Origin of the sequence: Peribacillus sp. NPDC058075, assembly GCF_042885195.1 — a bacterium.
GTDB lineage: Bacteria > Bacillota > Bacilli > Bacillales > DSM-1321 > Peribacillus.
Genome location: NZ_JBHVSL010000001.1, coordinates 2,069,501 through 2,094,792, shown reverse-complemented (window position 1 = coordinate 2,094,792; position 25,292 = coordinate 2,069,501). Strand labels below are relative to the sequence as shown.

The following is a 25,292-nucleotide window of genomic DNA, read 5'->3' as shown; positions in this document are numbered from 1 at the left end:
TCAAAAGTAAACGTGTTGAAATAGCCAAAAACAGCCTTAAAATGCCTGTTAAGCTTCTCTTATTGTAACATTTTCGTGACAAAATGGTACGGCTGTCCAAAAAAAATCCATTAAAAAAATGAATTTTCCTTGATGAACTTACATCTTTTGATATACGTTAAGTTCATGTAGGGAAAAAGGTTTAGGCTTCCTTATTTTCGTAAATATAAAATGAAGGATGCCTCCTTGTATAAATTGCTACTATACGTGGTAGTCTGTAAGAACATAAAGGCAGTTAAGTGAGTCATGCCTTTTCGAAACCTATTATTTCTTGTATAATGGTTTTTCTTAATAATGGTAATCCGTAAAATACGCTTGTTAAGGAATACTCTTTATTCAAATATTACATTTTATTATAAAGGGGATTGAAAAAGAATGATAGAAAATCCAAGCAGAGCAGAAATGGGAAAAATGTTGAAAAATTCGAAGCGCATCGCTGTCGTTGGTCTATCTGATAACCCTGAGCGCACTTCATATATGGTGTCGAAGGCCATGCAGGATAGCGGTTATGAAATCATCCCGGTAAACCCTGCCGTATCTGAAGTGCTGGGTGTGAAGGCAGTTAAAGCCCTGAAAGATATTGAAGGGCACGTCGATATCGTCAATGTTTTCCGCCGTTCAGAGTTCCTTCCTGAGATAGCCAAGGAATTTGCTGAAATCGATGCAGATATCTTTTGGGCGCAGCTAGGGGTGGAAAATGAAGAAGCGTATAATTTTTTGAAAGAAAAAGGATATACTGTCATCATGAATCGATGCATAAAAGTCGAACACGCCCTTACTAAGTAAAAATGAAGAGCGGAACTTCCGCTCTTTTTTTAAGGTATTTCTGTATCTCAACCCGGAGATACACTAAAATGCAGCGAAAATTTTATCCATTAAAGCTTAATTTCATTAAAATAATAAAAGTATATTTGCCAAATGAAAATTTACCGCTACAATTAGAATGGTAGCTATGATACGTTTTCATGTTCCAATCAAGGTACTAACGCTAATAAAAGGGACGAAAAAAATAGAACACTTGTTCTTTATTCGTAAAAGTATTATACTTTTTATATGATAATAACGTATGAATGGATTTATTAAGCTAGTGAGTCATTTCATTGCAGTATGATTTGGCCCGGAAATTGTGTTTAGTAAGGAAAGGGGAATTTCTGTGGCAAAGAAAGTAAAGACAATCGAGTACAATGATGATGCAATTCAGGTACTGGAAGGACTCGAAGCGGTCAGAAAACGTCCCGGTATGTATATCGGCAGTACTGATGCACGCGGACTTCATCATTTAGTGTACGAGATTGTAGATAACTCCGTAGATGAGGCTTTGGCTGGTTATGGAGACCAAATTAGTGTGAAAATACATAAAGATAACAGTGTAAGTGTGTCTGATAAAGGGCGCGGAATGCCTATTGGCATGCATAAATTGGGTAAACCGACGCCTGAAGTCATTTTGACGATTCTTCATGCTGGAGGTAAATTTGGACAAGGCGGATATAAAACGAGTGGAGGCCTTCATGGAGTCGGTGCTTCGGTCGTTAACGCGTTGTCTGAATGGCTTGTCGTGACGATCAAAAGGGATGGGTTCATTTACGAACAACGGTTTTTCAATGGCGGAAAGCCAGAAACCACACTGGAGAAAATCGGTAAAACCAATCAAGCCGGTACCAAGATCCATTTCAAGCCCGATCCAAAAATATTTTCGGTGACTACTTTTAATTATGAGATCCTATGTGAGCGCCTTCGCGAATCAGCCTTTCTTTTAAAAGGCATGAAGATAGAATTGACGGATGAGCGTAACGACCATAATGAAGTTTTTCACTATGAAAATGGCATTGAAGCGTTTGTTGATTACTTAAATGAAGAAAAAGAGACCCTTCATAGTGTAGTCAGCTTAGAAGGGGAACAAAATGGAATAGAAGTCGAACTCGCCTTTCAATTCAACGATGGCTATTCAGAGAATATTTTAAGCTTTGTAAATAATGTTCGTACAAAAGATGGAGGCACCCATGAGATTGGCGCAAAAACGGCCATGACACGGGCATTTAATGATTATGCCAGAAAGATGGGTCTATTGAAGGAAAAAGATAAAAACCTCGAAGGTACCGATATACGTGAAGGCTTGTCTTCAATCATTTCAGTACGTATCCCTGAAGAACTTCTTCAATTCGAAGGACAAACCAAGAGCAAGCTTGGAACAAGTGAAGCCCGTTCTGCAGTCGATTCCATCGTATCAGAGCACTTAGCCTACTTTTTTGAAGAAGATCCGACCACGAGTACCCTATTGGTAAAAAAAGCGATTAAAGCGTTCCAAGCAAGGGAAGCGGCACGCAAGGCTCGTGAAGACGCAAGAAGCGGGAAGAAACGGAAAAAATCCGATGCCATCCTTTCTGGGAAATTAACACCAGCTCAATCGAAAAATCCCGAACGGAATGAACTGTATCTTGTTGAAGGGGACTCTGCTGGGGGATCCGCTAAACAAGGGCGTGATCGCCGTTTCCAAGCAGTGCTGCCATTACGGGGTAAAGTAATCAATACGGAAAAGGCAAAACTGGCGGATATTTTTAAAAACGAGGAAATAAATACGATCATCCATGCCATCGGCGGAGGTGTCGGTGCGGAATTCAATACGCCGGACACTAACTATGATAAAGTGATCATCATGACTGATGCCGATACGGATGGAGCCCATATCCAAGTGCTGCTGCTGACATTCTTTTATCGCTATATGAAGCCGTTAATAGAGGCAGGAAAGGTTTACATTGCCTTGCCTCCTTTATATAAAGTGAGTAAAGGGACCGGGAAGAAAGAAGTCATTGAATATGCTTGGAGCGACGAGGAACTTCAGGGAGCGATAGACAAAGTGGGGAAAGGCTATATGATTCAGCGCTATAAAGGGCTGGGTGAGATGAATGCCGATCAATTATGGGATACCACGATGAACCCGGAAACAAGGACATTGATACGTGTGAAGATCGATGATGGTGCCCGTGCGGAAAGACGTGTGACAACGTTGATGGGAGATAAGGTTGAACCGCGTCGTAAGTGGATTGAAGCCAATGTCGCTTTTGGTCTCGAAGAGGAATCGAATATTTTAGATAATGAAAATATGTCGATTGAAGAGGAGGTCATTAACGATGGTATTTGAAGAAACGTTTCGAGATTTGCCGCTAGAAGAGGTAATTGGTGACCGCTTCGGGCGTTATAGTAAATATATCATCCAAGATCGGGCACTTCCAGATGCAAGGGACGGTCTAAAACCGGTGCAGCGCAGGATATTGTATGCGATGCATGTCGAAGGAAATACCCAGGAAAAAGGATTCAGGAAATCCGCAAAGACGGTCGGGAATGTAATTGGTAACTATCACCCTCATGGAGATTCATCCGTTTATGAGGCAATGGTTCGGATGAGCCAAGACTGGAAGCTGCGGAAGGTCATGGTCCAAATGCACGGAAACAACGGCAGTATTGATGGCGATCCGCCTGCTGCGATGCGGTATACAGAAGCAAGGCTTTCATCGATTGCCTCCGAGATGCTGAGGGATATTGAAAAAAGGACGGTCGATTTTGTACCGAACTTTGATGATACTTCGGAAGAACCCATTGTATTGCCTGCAATGTTCCCTAACCTGCTTGTAAATGGCTCTACAGGAATTTCAGCAGGCTATGCCACTGAAATCCCGCCACATCAACTAGGTGAAGTCATTGATGCGGCCATTATGCGAATTGATAAGCCGGAAGCGACTGTCGCTGACTTAATGACGGTCATTAAAGGGCCGGATTTTCCTACTGGAGGTATCATTCAAGGCATTGAAGGCATTCGTAAGGCCTATGAAACAGGTAAAGGGAAAATAATCATTCGCGGGTTGGCGGAAGTGGAAACGATTCGGGGCGGCAAACAGCAAATCGTCATCACTGAAATCCCATATGAAGTCAATAAAGCCAACCTTGTTAAGAAAATGGATGAGTTCCGCCTAGACCGGAAAGTGGAAGGTATCGCGGAAGTAAGGGATGAAACCGACCGTACAGGACTGCGTATTGTCATCGAACTGAAAAAAGAAGCAGATGCAAATGGAGTTCTGCATTATTTATACAAAAATTCCGATCTCCAAATTGCATACAATTTCAATATGGTCGCGATTTATAAAAAACGGCCAACATTGATGAGCCTGCCAAAAATGCTCGATGCATATATCGAACACCGTAAAGAGGTAATCTTGAATCGTTCACGTTATGAGTTGCAAAGGGCGCATGACCGGGCACATATCGTCGATGGTTTAGTGAAGGCTTTGTCCATATTAGATGAGGTCATCGCTGTCATCCGGGCATCTAAAGACAAACGGAATGCCAAAGATAACCTCATTGCTAAATTCGATTTTACAGAAGCGCAAGCTGAAGCCATTGTCTCCTTGCAGCTATACAGGCTGACAAATACGGATATTACAGCACTTGAAGCAGAGGCAGCGGAATTGAAAAACAAAATTGAGGAATTGACAAAGATTCTTGGCAGTGAAAAAGTTCTTCTTCAAGTAATTAAAAAAGAACTTCGATTCATTAAAAAGGGCTTTGATGACGGACGGCGTTCCAAAATCGAAAAAGAAATTGAAGAAATCAAAATCAATCTTGAAGTCTTGATTGCGAGTGAGGACGTGATGGTGACCGTGACGAAAGAAGGCTATGTCAAACGGACTTCGTTACGATCTTATGCCGCATCAGGCGGTCTTGATTTTGGCATGAAGGATTCCGATCGCCTGCTCCAGAGGCTGGAGATGAATACAACGGATGTCCTGTTGCTATTCACATCCAAAGGGAACTACCTCTATTGTCCGGTTCATCAGCTTCCTGATATACGCTGGAAGGAAACCGGTCAGCATATCGCGAACATCATTCCAATCGACAGGGAAGAACAAATCATAAAAGCGATTCCAATCAAAGAGTTTGCCGTGCCGGAATTCTTAGTGTTCATCACGAAAAATGGTATGGTGAAAAAGACAGAATTAGCTTCCTATAAAGCCCAGCGTCATTCAAAACCTCTGGTTGGTGTCAATTTAAAAGGTGACGATGAACTTGTCGATGTCCATCATACCAATGGACAGGCTGACCTTTTCCTGGTCACCCATAACGGGTATGGTTTATGGTTTGATGAAGAAGAAGTAAGTGTTGTCGGTGTTCGGGCAGCAGGAGTCAAAGGGATTAATTTGAAAGAAGATGACTATGTCATTGGCGGAAAGGTTTTGGCCAAGGATAGTAAAGAATCGATCTTTATCGTTACACAGCGCGGTGCCATAAAGAAAATGAAATTAACAGAGTTTGAAAAAACGAGCCGGGCAAAACGCGGTGTCGTGGTCTTGAGGGAATTGAAATCGAATCCTCATAGGGTCATTGGATTTGATATCATTAACAAAACGGACAGTCTATTCATTCTTTCTGAAAAAGGAACCATTGAAACGATTCATGCGGCTTCATTAAAAAACCATGATCGATATACGAATGGATCATTTGTTTTTGATGAAACGGTCAGTGGAAAAGCGAAAGAATTATGGAAAATATCATTGGAAGATGACTCCGCCATAGAGCAGTGAATCATTTTTTAAAACGGGATGCTGATTTTGATCAGCATCCCGTTTTATTTTCAAAAAATAGCCTTCAAGAAAAAAAACCACATGCCCCGCACTACAAGTTGAGTCCTTTTACTAAAGCACCTCTAAATTCAAAAATGACTTATTGAGTCAATTTTAAATCCTAGCTTTATGAACCTAATATTATTAAGGGCGCAGCAAATAATTCAATTTTGAATTGTACCATTGATTGAATCAGCGTAACACAACAAATTTATTTTGGCACACTCCTTGCATATTGATTTAGTATGACTTCTTTATTTATTTGAATGAAGAAAGGGGAGGGCCAATGGATAGACCTTGGAAAAAACATATCCCGCAAGGAAATCCAAAAGAGATTGATATTCCAGACATGTCTTTGACAGAACTATTTTATGAATCAGTCGAACAATATTCGGATAAAACAGCGGTTACGTTCATGGAGCAGAGGTATACATATTCAGAGTTGGGGAAGTTAGTGAAAAGATGTGCCCACTTGCTTGCTGCTGAAGGGATTGGAAAGGGAGATCGTGTGGCACTTATGCTTCCTAATTGTCCCCAATATCCAATTGGTTTTTTTGGAACCCTATTGAATGGGGCCATCGTTGTCCAAATCAATCCAATGTATAAGGCGAACGAATTAATCCATGTCCTGAAAGATTCAGGTGCAAGGCACATCATTGTGCTAGATGAATTACTGCCAATAGTTGAAGCCGTTATAGCTGAAACCGATGTTGAAAAGGTGTTGAGCGTGTCGCTGGAAAAGGGAAAGTGTGAAATGACAAAAAAACTGCTATCAGTAACAGAAGCGGATTTCAGTGTGAAGATTGATCCTGCTAGAGATATTGCCGTTCTTCAATATACAGGAGGAACGACAGGTCGTTCTAAAGGGGCGATGCTAACCCATCGTAATATCGTAGCCAATACGCTGCAAAGTGCAGCCACTTCAAGAATCAATACTCAAAAGGGTAAGGAAAGGATACTTGGCGTTTCCCCATTATTTCATGTTTACGGCATGACTTCAGGGATGAACCTGACGTTTTATAATGGCGGGGAATTAATTCTTGTACCCAGGTTTGAAGTGACCGAGATTGTCGATATTATCAATAATCTTAAACCGACTATTTTCCCAGGGGTACCGACGATGTACATTGCTTTATTACAATATTACCAGTCCCATCCATTTGATTTGCATACATTGAAATCTTGCGTTTCGGGTTCGTCACCATTGCCATTAAATGTATTGTCAAGGTTTAACGAACTGAGCGGGACAAAGATTGCAGAAGGCTATGGCCTGTCCGAGGCGTCACCAGTCACGCACCGAAATCCAGTTAGCGGCCTGCAAAAACCCGGAAGTATCGGGATTCCGATACAAAATACGGATGCCGCCATAATTGACAGTATTACAGGAGAGCCCGCCCTCTTGGTTGATACACCAGGTGAATTGGTCATAAAAGGTCCACAGGTAATGAAAGGTTATTGGGGCATGCCTGAAGAGACGCGGCAGACGATTCAAAACGGGTGGCTGCATACCGGTGATATTGCCAAGATGGATGAAGATGGCTTCTTTTACATTGTGGGCCGGAAGAAAGAAATGATCATAGCAGGCGGATTCAATATCTATCCAATTGAAATTGAAGATATCCTATACAGCCATCCTAAGGTTCTGGAAGCTGCCGTCTTTGGCGTTCCCGATCAATATCGCGGTGAAACGGTACATGCAGCGATAGTTCTAAAACCAAATGAAAGAATAACTGAAAACGAATTGAAGGATTATTGCCGAAAGCAGCTCGCTGCCTTTAAAGTCCCAAAAGCAATCACATTTGAAAGTGAACTTCCGAAGACGGCGGTAGGTAAAATCTTAAAACGCAAGCTTCAGGAAAAACATATCGCTTATTCGGATAATGCATGAAAGCGCTAACAATCAATTCGCAGATAAAGGAGAATGCAAATGGACTTTCGCTTAGATGAAGACATCCTGCTATTAAAAGAAAATATACGCCAATTTATCGAAGAGCAAATCGATCCTTTTTCCATGCAGATAGAGGATGAAGATCATATCCCGGAATCCATTATAAATTTATCGAAGGAAATCGGTCTATTCGGGCTTAGTATCCCGGAGAGGTATGGCGGGCTCGGAATCGGGATGGTGGGAAAATGCGCTTTATATGAGGAAATCGGGAAAACCCATAATGGATATACCACTCTGATTGGGGCCCATACCGGCATAGGTACGGTAGGGATAGTCGAAATGGGCAATGAAATGCAAAAGGAAAAATATCTACCAGATATGGCGAGCGGTAATAGAATTGGCGCTTTTGCTTTAACTGAGCCTGCAGCGGGTTCACACGCTACGAATCTCAAAATGACGGCAGTCAAAAATGGCGATAAATATATCCTAAATGGGACAAAGCACTATATAACGAATGCAGATGTAGCAGATATTTTTACAGTTATGGCCGTAACGGACAAAGCTAAAGGGGCAAAAGGAATCACATCATTCATAGTAGAAAAGGATTTTCCGGGTTTTAGAGTTGGTAGCCTGGAAAGGAAGATGGGTCTTCGAGGCTCACATTCGGCCGAATTGGTTTTTGAAGATTGCGAGGTTCCTGCCGAAAACGTACTGGGGGACGTTGGACAAGGGTATGTAAATGCATTGAAGATCCTTGCAAATGGCCGGGCAGGCCTTGCTGCCCGTAACTTAGGGTCCTGTCAGTACTTGCTCGATCTATCTACTAAATATGCCACAGAACGTGAACAATTCAATGTCCCGATCATTGATCATCAAGCAGTATCCCATATGATTGCCGAGATGGCAATGGAAATAGAAGCACTTCGCTCATTCACATACCGGGTTGCATGGATGGTCGATCAGAAAGAAAAAATCATTAAAGAAGCGGCAATGCTAAAGTTGTATGGTTCGGAAGTATATAATCGTGTCGCTGATAAGGCCGTTCAGATTCATGGCGGTATGGGATACATGAAGGATTATCCAGTTGAACGTTTCTATCGGGATGCCCGAATCACTAGAATATATGAAGGCACGTCCGAAATCCAAAAAAATATCATTACCGGACAATTGAAGAGAAAATATCAAAACTAGTCTAATTGGAAAGAGGAGGGGTTAACATGGATTTACGACTATCGGATGAACAAAAAATGGTACAAAAAACAATACGCAAGTTCGTGGAAAATGAATTGATTCCATTGGAAAATGAAGTGCTTCGCAATGAAATGGCGGGGAAACCTAGTTTACCGGAGGGGACATTGAAAGAATTACAGGAAAAAGCAAAAAATGCTGGATTTTGGGGGATCAATACTCCGGAGGAATTTGGCGGGGCGGACCTAGGGCAGCTTATGATGGCAATTGTCTTGATGGAAGTGTCAAAAACGTTTGTACCATTCAGCTTTGGAGGTTCGGCTGATAACATCCTTTATTATGCAAATGAAGAACAGAAACAGAAATATCTGATCCCTACGATTAATGGTGAGAAAAAGTCCTGTTTTGCCATGACGGAGCCGGGAGCTGGGTCCGATACGCGAAATATTAAAATGACGGCAGTAAAAGAAGGGAACGAATGGGTGCTTAACGGTGAAAAAACTTTCATTACCGGAGGAAACGATGCCGATTTCGTCATGGTCATTGCAGTAACAGACAAAGAACGTCATCAAGCGACCGGGACGGAAGGGGTAACCTGTTTCATTGTAGACCGTGATATGGGCTGGAGATCAGAGTATATCAATACGATGGGAGAATGGGGACCGGCCGGTTTAGTTTTTGATAATGTCAGGGTACCCGAAGAAAACATCTTAGGGGAAGTGCATGGAGGTTATAAATTAGGCTTGGAATGGATTGGGTTTGCAAGATGGATCGTGGGCGCACGCGCTGTGGGTTCTGCAGAAAGATTGCTGCAAATGGCTATAGAATACGCTAAAGAACGAGTCACATTCGGTAAACCGATCGCTGAGCGCCAGGCCATTCAATGGCAGATAGCTGATTCGGCTGTAGAGATTGAAGCTGCACGATGGCTAGTATTGAATGCGGCTTTTACACTTGATAATGGTGAAGACAACCGCCATTTAGCTTCAATGGCTAAACTCTATGGAGCCAATATGGGGAATCGGGTCGTGGATCGCGTATTGCAGATTCATGGTGGCATGGGCTATACGAAGGAGCTTCCCATCGAGCGATGGTACCGCGAGGCTAGGTTATGGAGGATTTATGATGGTACGGATGAAATACAGCGTATGATCATTTCCCGGAATTTGATTAAGGGGCATGTTAAATTAGGACAATTTTTATAATAGATTAGGAGGAAACGATTATGACAGGGAGATTTTCAGGGAAAACGGCTTTAGTTACAGGTGGAAGCAGGGGGATTGGCGGGGCTATCGTTGAACTATTCGCCAGTGAAGGCGCAAATGTAGCGATTATCGATATCAACGAAGAGGTTTTGACATCAACAGGAAATGAATTAAGGGATAAGGGGTATACCATTTATACCAAAGTGGCCAATGTGGTCAATTCCGAAGAGGTGGAAGCCTCCATAACAGAAATAGCCGACACATTCGGATCGCTTGATATTCTCGTGAATAATGCAGGGGTCATCCGGGATAATCTACTTTTCAAAATGACCGATTCAGATTGGCAGACGGTAATGGATGTGCATTTAAAAGGTACTTTCAATGCAGTACGTGCCGCCCAGAAGCATATGGTTGCAAATAAATACGGAAGAATCATCAATATTTCATCGACTTCGGCCCTAGGGAACCGCGGTCAGGCTAATTATTCAGCCGCTAAAGCCGGACTTCAGGGGTTAACAAAAACACTGGCGATCGAACTTGGCAAATACGGGATAACGGCTAATTCGGTAGCACCAGGATTTATAGAAACCGAAATGACGAAAGAAACAGCTAGGCGGGTCGGAGTGAGTTTTGAGCAATTCATCCAGGATAGGGCAAACAGTATTCCGGTTGCCAGAAGCGGTTTGCCAAGTGATATTGCTCATGCTGTTGCATTCTTTGCCGATGAAGCATCTTCATTCATTAGCGGGCAGGTTTTATATGTTGCGGGCGGTCCAAAAAATTAAGGAAAGGCGGGATGTTATGTTCAACGAAAGTATTGGAAAACGATCCACCCCCGTTAAAAATATAGTTGAACGGGGAGCCGTTAAAAAATTTGCATTATCGATTGGTGATCCCCACCCGATTTTCATTGATGAAGAAATAGGCAGGCAATCAAGGTACGGAACGAATATCGCTCCACCAACTTTCCCAAGGGTCTTTGATTTCGGGACGATCGAAAGCTTAAATCTCCCGAATAAAGGGTTGATTCACGGTGAGCAGATATATCGCTATAACAGGCCGCTGAAGGTAGGGGAAGAAATCACCTGTTATACGGAAGTGAAAGACTATTACGAGAAAAAAGGAAAACAAGGGGAAATGGGATTTCTAGCCTTTAAAAATTATGGGACGGATGCAAATGGGGAAATTGTCTTCACTGCTGAACAGCTTGTCATTATAAATGAAACGATCAGAAGGATGGTGATGAGTAAGTGACGACATTAACCGAACTTCATATTGGTGACTTGTTACATTCAATCGAGCTTGCACCTGTAACGCGACTGGACCTCATTAAATATGCCGGGGCATCAGGTGATTTCAATCCCATTCATACGATTGATGAGGAAGCAAAAAATGCTGGTCTTCCCGGTATCATTGCTCATGGAATGTGGACGATGGGAAACCTCGCAAAGCTTTTCAGCAATCTTTATGAAATTGGTTTTATCGAAGAATACAAGATTCGCTTCAAAGGTATGGTTTTCTTGAATGATGTCATAACTCTTCAAGCGGATCTAAAAGAAAAAAGGGGGGATAGATATTTTTTCAACGTTGCCGCCACTAACCAGTCAGGTAAGGAAGCGATTAGCGGAGAGGTTATTTTTAAGACTTACTGAGGGAAAGTAGTGATGAAAATTATTTCATCACTACTTTTTTTCGAGCGAAATTCGACAATATTAAAGGACTTTCGAAAATTATCCAGAATTGTACTTAAAAAGAATTCTTTTTGCGGCGGTGAATAGTAATGAATCAAGTGAAACAGGATTCTCAGATTAATTTGCTCAAAGAGTGGACCTTTCCTGTACTAGTCGTGGATTCTGCAAATCGGATAAAGGATTGGGGCAACTATTTTAATCAATCGTTAAGTCAGGATGGAAATAATACACTAACCGAACAATTTGATGAGTGGCAATTTCTCGATAATAAAAGGCTTGCAGCTGCAAGGCTGCAAGATAAGCGGTTTTTATTTTTATTAATGAAACAAATGGATGCTGACAATATTCTATATATAGGCAGTGAAACAAAATTTTTGGACGATTTATTGATTGATGCGCATGAAACGGATAAATTGAATCGCGCACTGGATGCCATTATCGAAAATTCCTATGATGGAATATACATCACAGATCAAGATGGAATCACACTTTATACCAATTCGGCCATTGAACGGATCACTGGCATACCAAAAGAGTATTATATCGGCAAATCTGTGGACCAATTAATTAAACGCGGCATTCTGAATGCTTCGGTGACGCATAAGGTAGTGAAGCTGAGACGAACGGTATCAGTCGTACAGGATAATTTTGCTGGAAAGGAAACATTGATTACAGGAAGTCCCGTTTTTAATGCAGAAGGGGAAATAGAGCAAGTCGTTACGAATATAAGGGATCTATCCGATTTAAATGAACTGATGCACGAGTTGACGAAAGTTAATGAACTGAATAATCAATATAAGCAGGAAATCGAAAAATTGCGGAAGATAACAAGCAAGGATGGAGTCGTATTTGTCAGTGATAAAATGAAAATGATTTATGAAATTGCTGAAAGAATATCGGATATTGATGCGACAGTACTCATTCTGGGAGAAACGGGTGTTGGAAAGGATGTCCTTGCCCGCAATATTTATAATCGGAGCATCCGATCTAAAAAAGGAGACTTCATCAAAATAAATTGTGGGGCAATTCCCGCTGATTTATTGGAATCCGAGCTCTTTGGATATGAAGGAGGGGCATTTACCGGAGCCAATCAAAAAGGCAAACCAGGGATGTTTGAGCTTGCAGAGAGTGGGATCTTATTCCTGGATGAAGTTGGTGAGCTTCCCCTGCAACTTCAAGTGAAGCTGCTTCGGGCCCTTCAGGAAAGGGAGATTCAAAGAATTGGTGGTACAAAGCCAAAGAAGATCGATGTTCGCATAATAGCAGCCACGAACCGAAATCTATCGGAAATGGTCAAATCGGGAGACTTTCGTGAAGACCTCTTTTATAGGCTGAATGTCATTCCGATTACGATTCCTCCTCTACGGGAAAGAAGAGAGGATATATTGGCCTTGACTGATTTATTTTTGACAAAAGCAAACGAACAATATAAATTCTCAAAAGAAATAGATTCGCGGTTGAAGGAATATTTTTATCAACATGATTGGCCAGGTAATGTCCGTGAATTGATTAATATAGTGGAAAGGCTCGTCGTGCTGACGGATAATCAAATATTATCGATTAACGACCTTCCGGAAGAATATCAGCCGGAAAATCGGAATCAGCCGAACCTCAATGCTGCCCTAACATTAAAAGAAGCGGTGGAAAGAGCCGAAAAGGAAATCTTGATAAAGGCGGCTCAGGCCTACCAAACTACATATGAAATTGCAGAAGCCCTTGAGTCCAGTCAGGCAACAATAGTGAGGAAACTTAAAAAATATCGATTGAAGGTCAGCGGAAAAGAATAGGTTAGTAATGAACAGCACCTCCAAGGTTGGACCTAATCCAACAATGGAGATGCTGTTTTTTTGAGCATTTTGCCTGTTATTACAAAATGATTGTTGTTGTGAAGGGGATTTTTGGTTCCTTTTCATCTTATATCATCCTTTTAATTTTTTTATCGATTCAGAAATGATTTTTTCAGTCAATAGTGAATGACGTACATCCCGTATGGAATCGTTACTTTTGATTTTTATAATTCAATAATGAATTCACTGACTGGTGAACAGCCTTATTGTCGGTGATTTAGCATTGGCACGGCACTTGCATTTATATACAGGAAAATATATACAGGGAATTAATCCGCGTATTGGACCTTTAGAGGTGTGGAAGGGGTGAACGAACCAGACGATTACCATGGGGAAACCGTTATTTAAGAGAAGATGGAATCATGGACTATCCCAAAAACAGCATATGCTTGTCTGTACAATCGTATTGCCTAGATTCATTAGCACGTGAGGTACATGTACTGTAATAAGTGGTCATTATAAATGAAAGCGCTAACAACGAATCGAGTGTTTTTTCGCTACACCTTAGGCTATATCTGTAAGTGGAGAATTTAGGGAAATAATACTTACTGTTCCTCCCCGAAAGGTAAGGCATGTAAGGAATTTTTCATCGCAGAGGTGTGCTTTCAAAATATGGACAGGATGGTAGGCCAGGGAATGAACAGCAAAGTGAAATTCAATAATTTTCAAGGAGGAAGCAGATGGAAATTTTGATCCAGCAGCTTTTTAATGGTTTGACGATTGGCAGCGTATATAGTCTTGTTGCCCTGGGATTGACTCTAGTATATGGAATCTTGCATATCCCGAACTTTGCCCATGGTGCCCTATATATGTTGGGTGGATATATCACGTTATCAATGATGACCTTATATGGGGTCAATTACTGGATTGCCATGTTCGTATCCATTATCGTTGTTGGTTTGTTGGGAGTCCTTTTGGAACGTTTCGTGTTCCGCCTGTTAAGGGAGGCACCTCCATTGCACGATAAGATAGCGGCAATCGGAATTCTTCTTTTTCTTGAAGCATTTGCCCAATTTGTCTGGGGTGCCGACTTCCATACAATGACTTCTCCATACGGCCAAGTGGTCAATATCATGGGGCTGACGTTCACACTACAGCGATTATTGATCATCGTATCAGCTATCGCAGTGATGGTTTTACTATACCTATTCCTTAAGAAAACTTATGCGGGTTCCACGATAATAGCCATGTCCCAAAGCCGTGAAGGGGCGTCATTAGTGGGAATCAACATTAATAAAGTCGCGATGCTTACCTTCATGATATCGGGTGGATTAGCAGCGATCGCTTCATCCCTTGCCTCACCGATCAACCTTGTTTTTCCAGGCATGGGGCATTTAGTCATCCTAAAAGCATTCGTCATTATCATATTGGGCGGGATGGGGAGCATCCCGGGGGCGATCGTAGGCGGATATATCCTAGGTTTCAGTGAGAGCCTGGGCGCAACTTATATTTCAAATGATTATAAAGACATCATTGCATTCATTCTTTTAGTCGTAATATTAACCGTGAAACCAACAGGTCTTTTTGCCAAGGGGGAGAGGTAGCGTGAAGATATTAACGAAAAGAAATGGGATTATCGCACTTATCATCTTTGCTTTTTCATTCCCCTTTATCGCGCAAAACGACTATTATCTCCATATGCTGACACTTTCGTTCATCTGGGCGATAGCAGTTTATGGAATCAATTTATTATCAGGATATACTGGATATCTCTCGCTTGCACATGCTGGATTTTTTGCGATTGGAGCATATTCCCTTGGCCTCCTGACGGTGAAAGCGGAAATGAACTTTTGGCTGGCACTTGTATGTGCATGTTTAATCACATGTGCAATTGGGTTTTTAATCGGTTTGATCGCGCTGAGGACAAAGGAACACTTTTTCGCGATTTATACACTATGTGTGGGTTACATCATATATCTGGTCATCGATAAATGGGAGGGACTTACAGAGGGGGTTAGGGGATTGATCGGTATCCCTGCTCCTGGGAATATAGGGCCTATCACATTCGATACTGCCGCATCCCAATATTATCTAGTCCTCATTTTCCTGCTTGCAGTGATTTTAATCGTGTATCGAATTATACGCTCGTTGACCGGCAGGACGTATATGGCCATCAGGAACAGCGAGGACCTTGCACAAACCATTGGTATATCCACAATGAAGAATAAGTTAACCGCATTTGTCCTATCCACATTCTTTGCAGGTTTGGCAGGTGCTTTGTATGCTTCATTCATTCGTTTCATTGGACCTGATATCGGATCAACTGCCATAATGTTCGATCTATTGATGTATTTATTGGTAGGTGGAATCGGGACACTTTCAGGTCCGTTGGTAGGAACATTATTGTTAGTAATCCTTTCGCAGAATCTGCAATTCCTTCAAGAATATCGAATGTTGATATTCGGGCCATTGCTTACGGTGATCATTATCTTTTATCCGCGCGGAATCGCAGGGGCCTTGTTTGATTGGCAAAGAAAACGAAAAGATAATGAACTTTCCAGGGTGAGAAGCGAAATGCACATAAAAGCTGAGGAGGGATGAATTTGCTAATCGAAACGAAGAATTTGACAAAGCGGTTTGGAGGATTGGCGGCCGTCAATCATGTGGATTTTACGATTGAAAAAGGCAGAATCAATGCAATAATCGGCCCAAATGGTGCTGGAAAATCAACTTTTTTCAACTTGATCAGTGGCTTTCATCGACCAACTTCCGGGACGGTCCTTTTTAAGGGGATTGATATCACCAAACTTCCTGCCAATGAAATAGCGGGGCTCGGAATTTCAAGAACCTTTCAAACGACAAGCCTTTTTGATCAAACGACCGTGTTGGATAATGTCATTGTCGGTCATAGGCTGCGAACCAAATCCAATCTGGTGGATGCCATTCTAAGAACAAAACGTTTAAAACGGGAGGAAGCCGCTTGCAGGGATAAGGCAATGGAGGTTCTTGATATTGTCGGATTGACGGAATCGGCTGACAGAATGGTCTCCAGTATCTCGCAGGAGGAAAAGAAACGGACAGCCATTGCCCTTGCCCTTGCGACTGAACCGGAAATTATCTTTCTTGATGAACCCGCTGCGGGAATCAATCCGGATGAAACGGAAGGCTTGACAGAACTGATTAGAAAATTGAATAGATCGGGACTGACCGTTTGTTTAATCGAGCACAAAATGCATATGATCATGAACTTGGCAGACCACATCATGGTCCTTAATTACGGAGAAAAAATTGCCGAGGGCACACCTAAGGAAATCCGCGGAAATGAAGCGGTGATTAAAGCCTATTTGGGAGGGAGTGCCAGTGCTTAAGTTAACTGAAGTCGCCGTGAATTATGGAAGCTTCACTGCGATAAAACATGTGAATATCGAAGTTGCCAAGGGAGAGATCGTTGTTTTGTTGGGAGCTAATGGGGCAGGAAAAAGCACAACTTTTCGTTCCATAAGCGGAATCAGTAAGCTGTCCAAGGGGGAAATTCATTTTCTGGGCATGCCGATAGGGGGCCGTGCTCCGGATAAGAATGTTCGGGAGGGAATCGTCCAGTGTGCCGAAGGACGTAAACTGTTTCCACAGATGACCGTCCAGGAAAATCTGCGGATGGGTGCTTATGTGCATCGAAAGAAGAAAGCGGAGATCAAGGATTCCTTGGAATACGTCTATCACTTATTCCCGATTTTAAAAGAAAAGCATCACGATGAAGCGGGAAGCCTGAGCGGCGGCCAACAGCAAATGCTCGCAATTGGAAGAGCCTTGATGTCGAAACCGAAATTGTTGATGCTTGATGAGCCTTCTGTGGGACTCGCTCCACTTATTGTCGAACAAATGTTTCGGGTCATTCAAGAAATAAACCGCGAAGGAATCACGGTCCTGCTTGCTGAACAAAACGCGAATGCTGCTCTCGGCATTGCAGATAAAGGATATGTTTTTGAAAATGGGGAAATTGTCGTTCAAGGGACCGCAAGTGAGTTATTAGCCAATGATGAAGTAAGGAAAGCGTATATTGGGGCCTGAAAAAAATGGAATGGGGGATTTTTATGAAAAAACTAAAAGTATTATTTATTCTTCTCCTGCTAATGATCACTGTGTTGACTGGGTGCAATAATGGGGACAGCCCTGTGTCAAGCAGTGGCAGTAAAGGCAAAAGTGACAATGTCGTTAACATCGGTTTTAGCGGTCCTTTGAGCGGGGCAGCAGCGTTATATGGGAAACGGACATTGAATGGTGTGGAAATGGCTGTCAATGAAATTAACGATGCTGGTGGGTTTGAAGTAGATGGGAAGAAATACACATTAAATTTAGTTTCATTGGATGATAAATACCTTCCCAATGAAACAGGGTCGAATGCTAAACGGTTAATTCAGGAATATGATACGCCGATCATTTTCACCCCTCATAGCGGAGGTGTGCTGGCACTTCAGGTTTTTAATGAACAAGAGGAATTCATCATTGGGGCATATACGAGTGAACCGGCAGTGACCGAGAGCGGAAATTCATTAACCGTTCGAATTCCACCGAATTACGAGGGATATATAGAACCATTTACAACATATGCAATGGAACATTTCGGCAAGAAGATTGCCGCATTGCCAACATCTTCGCAATACGGTAAAGACTGGACGGAGGCAGTGCTCCCACATTGGGAAAAGCAAGGCGGAAAAGTCGTTTATAATTCCTCGATTGATTTCGCTAAAGAAACTGATTTCTTTACGATTGTCACCAATGCCTTGAAAAAAGATCCTGATGTGCTATTTATCGGTGGTGCTTCGGAACCTACGGCAAAAGTAGCGAAGCAAGCTCGGGAGTTAGGATTTAAGGGCGGTTTCATCATCATGGATCAAGCAAAGCTGGATCAAATGAAGCCGATTGCAGGTTCATATGAAACATTGGAAGGCTCGATTGGCGTTCTGCCACTGATGGACTCAGATGAAGAAGCAATACCTGCTTTCGTTGAGAAATATCAAAAGAATTATAAAGAAGATCCAAGCTCAGAAGTAGGATTGAATTATATCGCCATGTATGCGTTTGTGGAAGCGATGAAATCTGCAGGCAGCGTGGATGATGCCAAGGCCATCCGTAAACATATGCAGGATGGACTTACAAATATCGGGCCGGATCAAAAAATATACGATATTCCCTCGATTGATGAAAATGGAGGATTTGCATCAAGTATTGTCGTCGGTGCAGTAGAAAACGGGAAAGTAGTCCCTATCCGTTAACGGGTAAGAATGAGGTATCCCGAGGTCGGAGTAGTATACAAGTTTGGCATTTTGTTATATTACTTGCGCGTGTATCGTTCCCAAGTTTGGGGACGGTACACGTTTTTTATTGTTGAAAAAATTTTTTGGGGTAATATCCTCAAAAATATCTTGTATTCGAGTAATGAAAACGCTATCATTGAATATAATATGAAATATAATTTCATTATTTTACATTGAAAAATGAAATTATATTTAAGTAATTGTTTATGGGAGGATTTAATTGTCTATGGAAGAACACTTGCGTTCATTAACGACTGAATTACGGAACGAAAAGACAATGAATATCGACAGTGTAACTACGATGGAAATCATCTCTGCAATCAATAAAGAAGATTTTAAAGTGGCAGCAGCGGTTGGGGAGGTATTGCCAGAAATTGAAACAGTGGTTGAATGGGCTTACGAATCGTTAAAAAAAGGAGGGAGACTCATTTACATCGGCGCAGGAACGAGCGGAAGACTCGGTGTGCTGGATGCGGTGGAATGTCCCCCGACTTTCAGCACACCGCCTGATAGGGTCCTGGGAATAATCGCAGGAGGGGAAAAGGCGTTTGTTCGGGCTGTTGAAGGAGCAGAGGATAAAGAAGAGTTTGGGGAATGTGATCTGGTTGATGTGGACCTTACAGCAAATGATACGGTTATTGGCATTGCGGCTAGCGGCCGTACCCCTTATGTGAAGGGGGCTTTACGTTATGCAAGAAAAGTTGGGGCTAAAGCGGTCGCTTTATCATGCAATAAAAACGCGAGCATCACCGAAGCAGCTGATATAGGGATTGAAGTGATTGTCGGACCGGAAGTGTTAACAGGATCCACGAGAATGAAAGCGGCAACCGCACATAAAATGGTACTTAATATGATTTCAACGGCAACCATGATTCGGCTGGGAAAAGTCTATGAAAATCTGATGGTTGATGTAAATGTCAGTAATCAAAAACTGAAGGACCGTGCAATAAGCATCATAGAAACTGTAACGAATGCTGACTATGATCAAGCATTGAATACGCTTGAAAAAGCAAATAATCAAGTTAAGCCAGCAATTGTCATGATAAAAACGGCAACAGATTATGAAAGAGCAATGGAGTTACTGAAAAATGCAGATGGAGATGTCAGAAAAGCCATCTCAACCTATGAAGATTAAGGAGGGAAGAAATGGCTACAGGAGGATTATCAATCATACAGACGATGTTGAGCAAGCTGCCGCAATCTGAACAAAAACTAGCAGAATATATTCTCAAGAATCCTCATGAAGTTGTGAACAGTACTGTACAGGAATTAAGTACGTCTGCCCAAACAAGCGGGGCTGCTGTTATTAGGTTGTGTAAGTCGCTTGGCGTAAAAGGATTTCAAGATCTGAAAATAAGGATTGCTGGAGATTTGATGAAGACTGTTGAACAGGGCTACCGGGATATCGAGCCTTCCGAATCACTGTATCGGATTGTGGAGAAAACAACGAGTAATTCGATTCAGACCATCCGGGACACATCTGAAATAATCGATCACGATAATCTCAAACATGCGATAACGCTGATGCTGAATGCTAAAACCGTCCACTTTTGCGGTGTCGGTGCTTCGAATATAGTTGCGGCTGACGCTCAGCAAAAATTACTTCGCATCAATAAAGGGGCAACGGCTTTTACAGATATGCATTTAATTGCAACCTTGATTGCAAATGCAGATGAAAATGATATCGTTTTTGCCATTTCATTCTCAGGGGAAACACCAGAAGTTGTCAATATATTGAAGCTGGCAAAAGAACGTGGAGTCAAGACGATCGGGCTGACTCATTATGGCCAAACAACAGTATCTTCTTTGTGTGATGCCAAGCTGTATACATCCTTTTCGAATGAAGCACCATTTCGAAGTGCAGCCACATCATCACGATTGGCACAATTATATATGATTGACATTTTGTTTTTGGGGATGGCTTCAGAGCAATATGAAGAGACTGTCCAATATATTGATAACACCAGGTCTGCCATTAAATCGATGACAGATCGATATAAATGATTGAAACGAGATTTGACAAAGGGGGCTTTTGAATGGGTAAGGGGGATAAGTACGCCAGTTTAGCCGAAGAATTATTGGGGAAATTAGGCGGGGCATCAAATGTTGCCGATGCTGCGCATTGTATGACCAGACTAAGGGTACTGCCAATCGATCGTTCGAAAGTAAAAATGGAAGATATAAAAAATACGGAAGGCGTTTTTGGCGTCATTGAAGAGGAAACGATACAAATCGTCCTCGGGCCAGGCGTGGTGAACAAGGTTCATTCGGAATTTGAAAAGCTTTTGGAAGATTCTTTAGGCAAATTGAACATAAAGGAAGTAGCCTCTAAGAATAAATCAGAGATTGATAGGAAAAATGCAAAACCTTTTAAACTTTTTTTACGCAGGATTGCAAGTATTTTCATCCCTTTAATTCCCGCCTTAGTGGCATCAGGTTTGATTACCGGTATTACAAAAGCAATCGTTCAAGCAGGCTGGCTAGCAGCAGAATCACAATTAGCCATCATTTTAACCGTTATTGGATCGGGGCTGTTTGCCTACTTGGGGATTTTGGTTGGGACCAATGCTGCAAAAGAATACGGTGGATCACCTGCACTTGGTGCACTTGCAGGTATTTTGGTCATCAACCCCGCCGTCGGCGACATTTCATTGTTCGGTGAAAATTTGCTCCCTGGCCGCGGTGGATTGATAGGCGTCCTCTTTGCAGCTATTTTCATAGCCTTGGTGGAAAAACAGGTCAGGAAATTCGTTCCTCAATCACTGGATATCATTTTGACGCCAACCATCGCTTTACTCATTACAGGGATTGTCACTTACATTGTATTTATGCCGGTAGGTGGGTTTTTATCTGATGCCATTACGACTGGGTTGTTGAATGTATTGGATTTCGGCGGTGTTGTAGCTGGATTCGTCCTTGGTGCGGCCTTCCTCCCTCTCGTCATTACTGGTTTACATCAAGGTTTAACGCCTGTCCATCTAGAATTGATTAATTCGATTGGAGATGATCCACTGCTTCCTATTTTGGCGATGGGTGGCGCGGGCCAAGTGGGAGCGGCATTTGCCATCTATATGAAAACGAAGAAAGCAAGTTTGAAGAGGGCAATCGGAGGAGGCCTTCCTTCCGGGATGCTTGGTATCGGCGAACCTCTTATATTTGGAGTGACCCTGCCATTGGGCCGTCCTTTCTTAACGGCATGTTTAGGTGCAGGAGTAGGCGGAGCATTCCAGGCTCAATTCGGAATCGCAACGTCTTCCATCGGTGTGTCCGGACTGCCGCTTACCTTTTTAGTTCATCCAAACCAAATCGCTCTGTTCCTCGCTGGATTGTTCATTTCCTATATAGCAGGATTTATTTTTACGTATCTGTTTGGATTTAAAGATGAAATGGCGGTTGAGTTCAAGTGATCGGAATCTCTTTTTATCTACAAGACCCGCATGCAGAAACACAAATCATACATGCTGCAAACCTTGGAGTGAAGAGAGCATTTACCTCGCTTCATATTCCTGAAGAAAAGGGCGATCTCGTGAAGAGAATGATCATGCTTTTAAAGCTTTCAGAGTCCTACGGAATGGAAATCCATGCAGATGTCTCGATAAACACGCTTGATCATTTGGGGATTAGCAAATTTACGGATTTATGGCCATTAGGTATTAAAGGTATTCGCCTTGATGATGGATTTGATAAAGAAACGGTCATATCATTATCCAAGGTGTTTTCACTTTCACTGAATGCAAGTACGTTGAATGAAGATGAACTTTTAGCCGTGCTTGGAGGCGTGGAACCGGAAAATCTGATAGCTTGGCACAACTTTTATCCAAGGCCTGAAACGGGTCTTGAGGAAGAATTTTTTCATGAACAAAATCGAATGTTCAAGAAATACGGCATTCCGATCTTTGCTTTCATCCCGGGTGCAGGAAGTAAACGCGGTCCAATTCATGAAGGTCTTCCAACGCTTGAAAAACACAGGTTGATGAATCCTTACGCTGCCGGTATCGAGCTGTTTCAGCATGTGGAAGGAGTTTACGTCGGAGATCAAGGAACGGAGAATAATCTGCTTGAGTATCTGACCGCCTATAAAAATCAAAATATTCTAACTGTTAGAGCGGAATCCCGACTCTTGCAAAGCGGTCAGTACGAATTGAGGCCAGATGTTTCTCAAGATGTTTTCCGGCTGCAGAATACCCGGGTCACAGCAAATGTTGAGCCGAGTAATACAGTGGCACGCAGCCTTGGATCCATAACGATGGACAATGATGGTTACGGAAGATATCGGGGAGAGGTCCAAATTTGCAAGAGAGACCTAGAGGCAAATCACCGAGTTAATGTGATTGGGCGAATTATAGAAGAAGATATTCCCTTGCTGTCCCTTCTAAAGCCTGGTCAAACGATAAAACTTATAATTGAGTGACCAATTGGGCTCTATGAATCAATTTACAGGGATAAATGGATATATTTCATGATGGCTTGTTTAAAAGAGGCGGCTGACGGGATTCCCAATGCTGCCTTGATTTCTTTATAGGATCTATATAGTTCTTTCCATAACCCCTTCATGGAAGTGGTTATGGAATTGCTGCTAAAAGAACTGAAATTTATACAAGGGAGGAAGCCTAAATGATAAAAAGGATATGTGCCCCTGCTGGAATCGCATTATTCTTGGTTATATCCATTCTGGGAGGGAATGCGGCAGCAAAAGGATCAGAGACTGAAAAAACGGTATCGGATATTCAGGAAATCGTAGCAAATATGACAGTCGATGAAAAAATCGGACAAATGATCATGCCGGATTTTCGTAATTGGCAAAAACAAGGAGAAGCGAAGGCGACGGGGTTTATTGAAATGAACTCAGAAGTTGCAAGCATTATCAAAAAATATCATCTGGGCGGTGTTATTCTGTTTGCTGAGAATGTAGTCGATACCGAACAAACGGTACGACTCACCGATGGTTTGCAGATGGCAAGCCCGGAACTTCCGCTGTTCATCACGATTGATCAGGAAGGTGGAATCGTAACTCGCCTTCAAACTGGAACGAACCTTCCTGGTAATATGGCACTTGGTGCAGCCAGAAAAGAGAGTTATGCTTATCAATCTGGAGAAATCATTGGCAAGGAACTGTCGTCACTTGGAATAAATGTCAATTTCGGGCCGTCCGTCGATGTCAATAATAATCCTGGAAATCCCGTTATTGGCGTTCGTTCCTTCAGTTCTGATCCGGAACTTGTAGCTAAAATGGGCATTCAGACGATAAAAGGATTGCAAAATCAAAACACGATAGCAACAACCAAGCATTTCCCCGGCCACGGAGATACAGCAGTCGATAGTCATTATGGTCTCCCCCTTGTTTCTCATGATAAAGAACGTTTGCGTTCCATCGAGTTGATGCCATTCCAAAGGGCCATAGATGCTGGAGTTGATATGATGATGACTGCACATGTTCAATTCCCTGCATTCGATGACACTACGTATATCAGTAAAAAAGACGGTCAAGAGATTATGGTTCCTGCAACATTGTCACATAAGGTCATCACGGGTCTATTACGTGAAGAAATGGGTTTTGACGGTGTCGTGGTTACAGATGCATTGAATATGAAAGCCATCGCGGACAACTTCGGACAGGAAGAAGCTGTTGTCCTTGCCTTGAAGTCTGGAGTTGATATTGCATTAATGCCTGCACAGGTTAATTCGCTTCAAATGGAAAAGAATATAACCTCTGTATTCAATGCAGTGAAGGCAGCAGTGGCAAGCGGCGAAATTCCTCTAAATCAAGTCAATCAATCTGTAACAAGGATACTTGAACTGAAAGAGAAAAGAGGGATATTAAACCCTGATGAAACCCCGATCGATAAAAAAATCGAAACCGCGCTTCAAGTGGTAGGGAATGAAGATCATTTGAAAAAAGAAAGGAAAATCGCGGAAGATGCCATCACCATATTGAAAAATGAAGACAAAACATTGCCTTTCAAACCTAAGAAAAATGATAAAGTTTTAATTCTTGCTCCTTTTGATGACCAAGTTGAATCCATGTCCAGGAGCATCAGCGAATTAGCTGTTAAAAAGAAAATAAAGAAAGTCCAAATAACGGGTATGAGTTTTTCAGGAAAGTCATTTACAGATCAAGTGGCCAGACTCATTGATGAATCGGACTTCGTCATAACTGGTTCCTATGTTGTCAAAAACGATCCGGCTGTCAATGATGGAGTGATCGATGATAGCATTCAAGATTCTTCGAAGTGGGCAACAGCCTTCCCTAGAGCGGTCATGAATCATGCTAATAAAAAAGATAAAGAATTTGTTTTAATGAGTTTAAGAAACCCTTATGATGTTGCAAACTTTGAAGAAGCGAAAGCCGTTCTTGCTGTTTACGGGTTCAAAGGGTATTCGAATGGGCGTTATAGACAGCCGAATATCCCGGCAGGCATCTCGACCATTTTTGGAGAATCAAAACCTAAAGGCACGCTGCCTGTCGATATACCATCAGTAACTAAGCCCTCTGAAAGTCTTTATAAATTTGGATATGGATTAGATATTAAATCTGGAAGACCCATTAAAAAATAGGGAGGGAAGCAT

At 42.2% G+C, this 25,292-nt stretch carries 20 protein-coding genes; all 20 read left to right on the top strand.

Annotated elements, in window-relative coordinates:
- Positions 1-414: 414 nt before the first annotated feature.
- The 20 genes from ACFVS1_RS10330 to ACFVS1_RS10235 all read left to right on the top strand — a co-directional run bounded on the left by ACFVS1_RS10330 (position 415) and on the right by ACFVS1_RS10235 (position 25,280).
- Complete coding sequence (locus ACFVS1_RS10330; RefSeq protein WP_352924791.1) at positions 415-825, top strand: CoA-binding protein; 411 nt, start codon at positions 415-417, stop codon at positions 823-825.
- 367 nt (positions 826-1,192) lie between these two features.
- Positions 1,193-3,178: a DNA topoisomerase IV subunit B gene (gene parE, locus ACFVS1_RS10325; protein ID WP_137018490.1), complete on the top strand. Its 1,986-nt coding sequence runs from the start codon at positions 1,193-1,195 to the stop codon at positions 3,176-3,178.
- On the top strand, positions 3,168-5,612 hold the full coding sequence (gene parC, locus ACFVS1_RS10320; RefSeq protein WP_352924794.1) for a DNA topoisomerase IV subunit A: 2,445 nt from the start codon (positions 3,168-3,170) through the stop codon (positions 5,610-5,612). Before parE ends, parC begins: the two co-directional genes overlap by 11 nt.
- Before the next feature lie 325 nt (positions 5,613-5,937).
- Entirely contained in the window at positions 5,938-7,539 is a 1,602-nt protein-coding gene (locus tag ACFVS1_RS10315) for a long-chain-fatty-acid--CoA ligase (RefSeq protein WP_387547026.1), read from the top strand.
- A gap of 39 nt (positions 7,540-7,578) precedes the next feature.
- Positions 7,579-8,730 carry an acyl-CoA dehydrogenase family protein gene (locus ACFVS1_RS10310; protein WP_387547024.1) on the top strand — a complete coding sequence of 384 codons (1,152 nt, stop codon included), beginning with the start codon at positions 7,579-7,581 and terminating at the stop codon, positions 8,728-8,730.
- A gap of 26 nt (positions 8,731-8,756) precedes the next feature.
- Positions 8,757-9,932, top strand: coding sequence for an acyl-CoA dehydrogenase family protein (locus ACFVS1_RS10305; protein WP_241588746.1), 1,176 nt, complete (start codon positions 8,757-8,759; stop codon positions 9,930-9,932).
- Positions 9,933-9,952: 20 nt separating this feature from the next.
- Complete coding sequence (locus ACFVS1_RS10300; RefSeq protein ID WP_352924799.1) at positions 9,953-10,717, top strand: SDR family oxidoreductase; 765 nt, start codon at positions 9,953-9,955, stop codon at positions 10,715-10,717.
- A 16-nt stretch (positions 10,718-10,733) separates the two neighbouring features.
- Positions 10,734-11,186, top strand: coding sequence for a MaoC family dehydratase N-terminal domain-containing protein (locus ACFVS1_RS10295; RefSeq protein ID WP_137018493.1), 453 nt, complete (start codon positions 10,734-10,736; stop codon positions 11,184-11,186).
- Positions 11,183-11,584 (top strand): MaoC/PaaZ C-terminal domain-containing protein, encoded by a 402-nt coding sequence (locus tag ACFVS1_RS10290; protein WP_352924801.1) that lies wholly within the window; start codon positions 11,183-11,185, stop codon positions 11,582-11,584. The genes ACFVS1_RS10295 and ACFVS1_RS10290 overlap by 4 nt, the downstream gene beginning before the upstream one ends.
- A gap of 128 nt (positions 11,585-11,712) precedes the next feature.
- Positions 11,713-13,410: a sigma-54 interaction domain-containing protein gene (locus ACFVS1_RS10285; RefSeq protein WP_352924803.1), complete on the top strand. Its 1,698-nt coding sequence runs from the start codon at positions 11,713-11,715 to the stop codon at positions 13,408-13,410.
- 740 nt (positions 13,411-14,150) lie between these two features.
- Positions 14,151-15,014: a branched-chain amino acid ABC transporter permease gene (locus ACFVS1_RS10280; protein WP_076371380.1), complete on the top strand. Its 864-nt coding sequence runs from the start codon at positions 14,151-14,153 to the stop codon at positions 15,012-15,014.
- Position 15,015: 1 nt separating this feature from the next.
- Positions 15,016-16,011 (top strand): branched-chain amino acid ABC transporter permease, encoded by a 996-nt coding sequence (locus ACFVS1_RS10275; RefSeq protein WP_387547018.1) that lies wholly within the window; start codon positions 15,016-15,018, stop codon positions 16,009-16,011.
- Positions 16,012-16,013: 2 nt separating this feature from the next.
- A complete protein-coding gene (locus tag ACFVS1_RS10270) occupies positions 16,014-16,778 on the top strand; it encodes an ABC transporter ATP-binding protein (RefSeq protein ID WP_387547015.1) in 765 nt (254 codons plus the stop codon).
- Positions 16,771-17,478 carry an ABC transporter ATP-binding protein gene (locus tag ACFVS1_RS10265; protein ID WP_352924807.1) on the top strand — a complete coding sequence of 236 codons (708 nt, stop codon included), beginning with the start codon at positions 16,771-16,773 and terminating at the stop codon, positions 17,476-17,478. The genes ACFVS1_RS10270 and ACFVS1_RS10265 overlap by 8 nt, the downstream gene beginning before the upstream one ends.
- Before the next feature lie 23 nt (positions 17,479-17,501).
- Entirely contained in the window at positions 17,502-18,683 is a 1,182-nt protein-coding gene (locus ACFVS1_RS10260; RefSeq protein WP_387547012.1) for an ABC transporter substrate-binding protein, read from the top strand.
- A 268-nt stretch (positions 18,684-18,951) separates the two neighbouring features.
- On the top strand, positions 18,952-19,860 hold the full coding sequence (gene murQ / locus ACFVS1_RS10255; RefSeq protein ID WP_352924905.1) for an N-acetylmuramic acid 6-phosphate etherase: 909 nt from the start codon (positions 18,952-18,954) through the stop codon (positions 19,858-19,860).
- Between the two features lie 11 nt (positions 19,861-19,871).
- Entirely contained in the window at positions 19,872-20,729 is an 858-nt protein-coding gene (locus tag ACFVS1_RS10250; RefSeq protein ID WP_387547009.1) for a MurR/RpiR family transcriptional regulator, read from the top strand.
- Positions 20,730-20,761: 32 nt separating this feature from the next.
- Complete coding sequence (locus tag ACFVS1_RS10245; protein WP_352924813.1) at positions 20,762-22,132, top strand: PTS transporter subunit EIIC; 1,371 nt, start codon at positions 20,762-20,764, stop codon at positions 22,130-22,132.
- Positions 22,129-23,136, top strand: coding sequence for a MupG family TIM beta-alpha barrel fold protein (locus tag ACFVS1_RS10240; RefSeq protein WP_387547006.1), 1,008 nt, complete (start codon positions 22,129-22,131; stop codon positions 23,134-23,136). The genes ACFVS1_RS10245 and ACFVS1_RS10240 overlap by 4 nt, the downstream gene beginning before the upstream one ends.
- 203 nt (positions 23,137-23,339) lie before the next feature.
- Positions 23,340-25,280: a glycoside hydrolase family 3 protein gene (locus ACFVS1_RS10235; RefSeq protein ID WP_352924817.1), complete on the top strand. Its 1,941-nt coding sequence runs from the start codon at positions 23,340-23,342 to the stop codon at positions 25,278-25,280.
- Positions 25,281-25,292 lie beyond the last annotated feature (12 nt).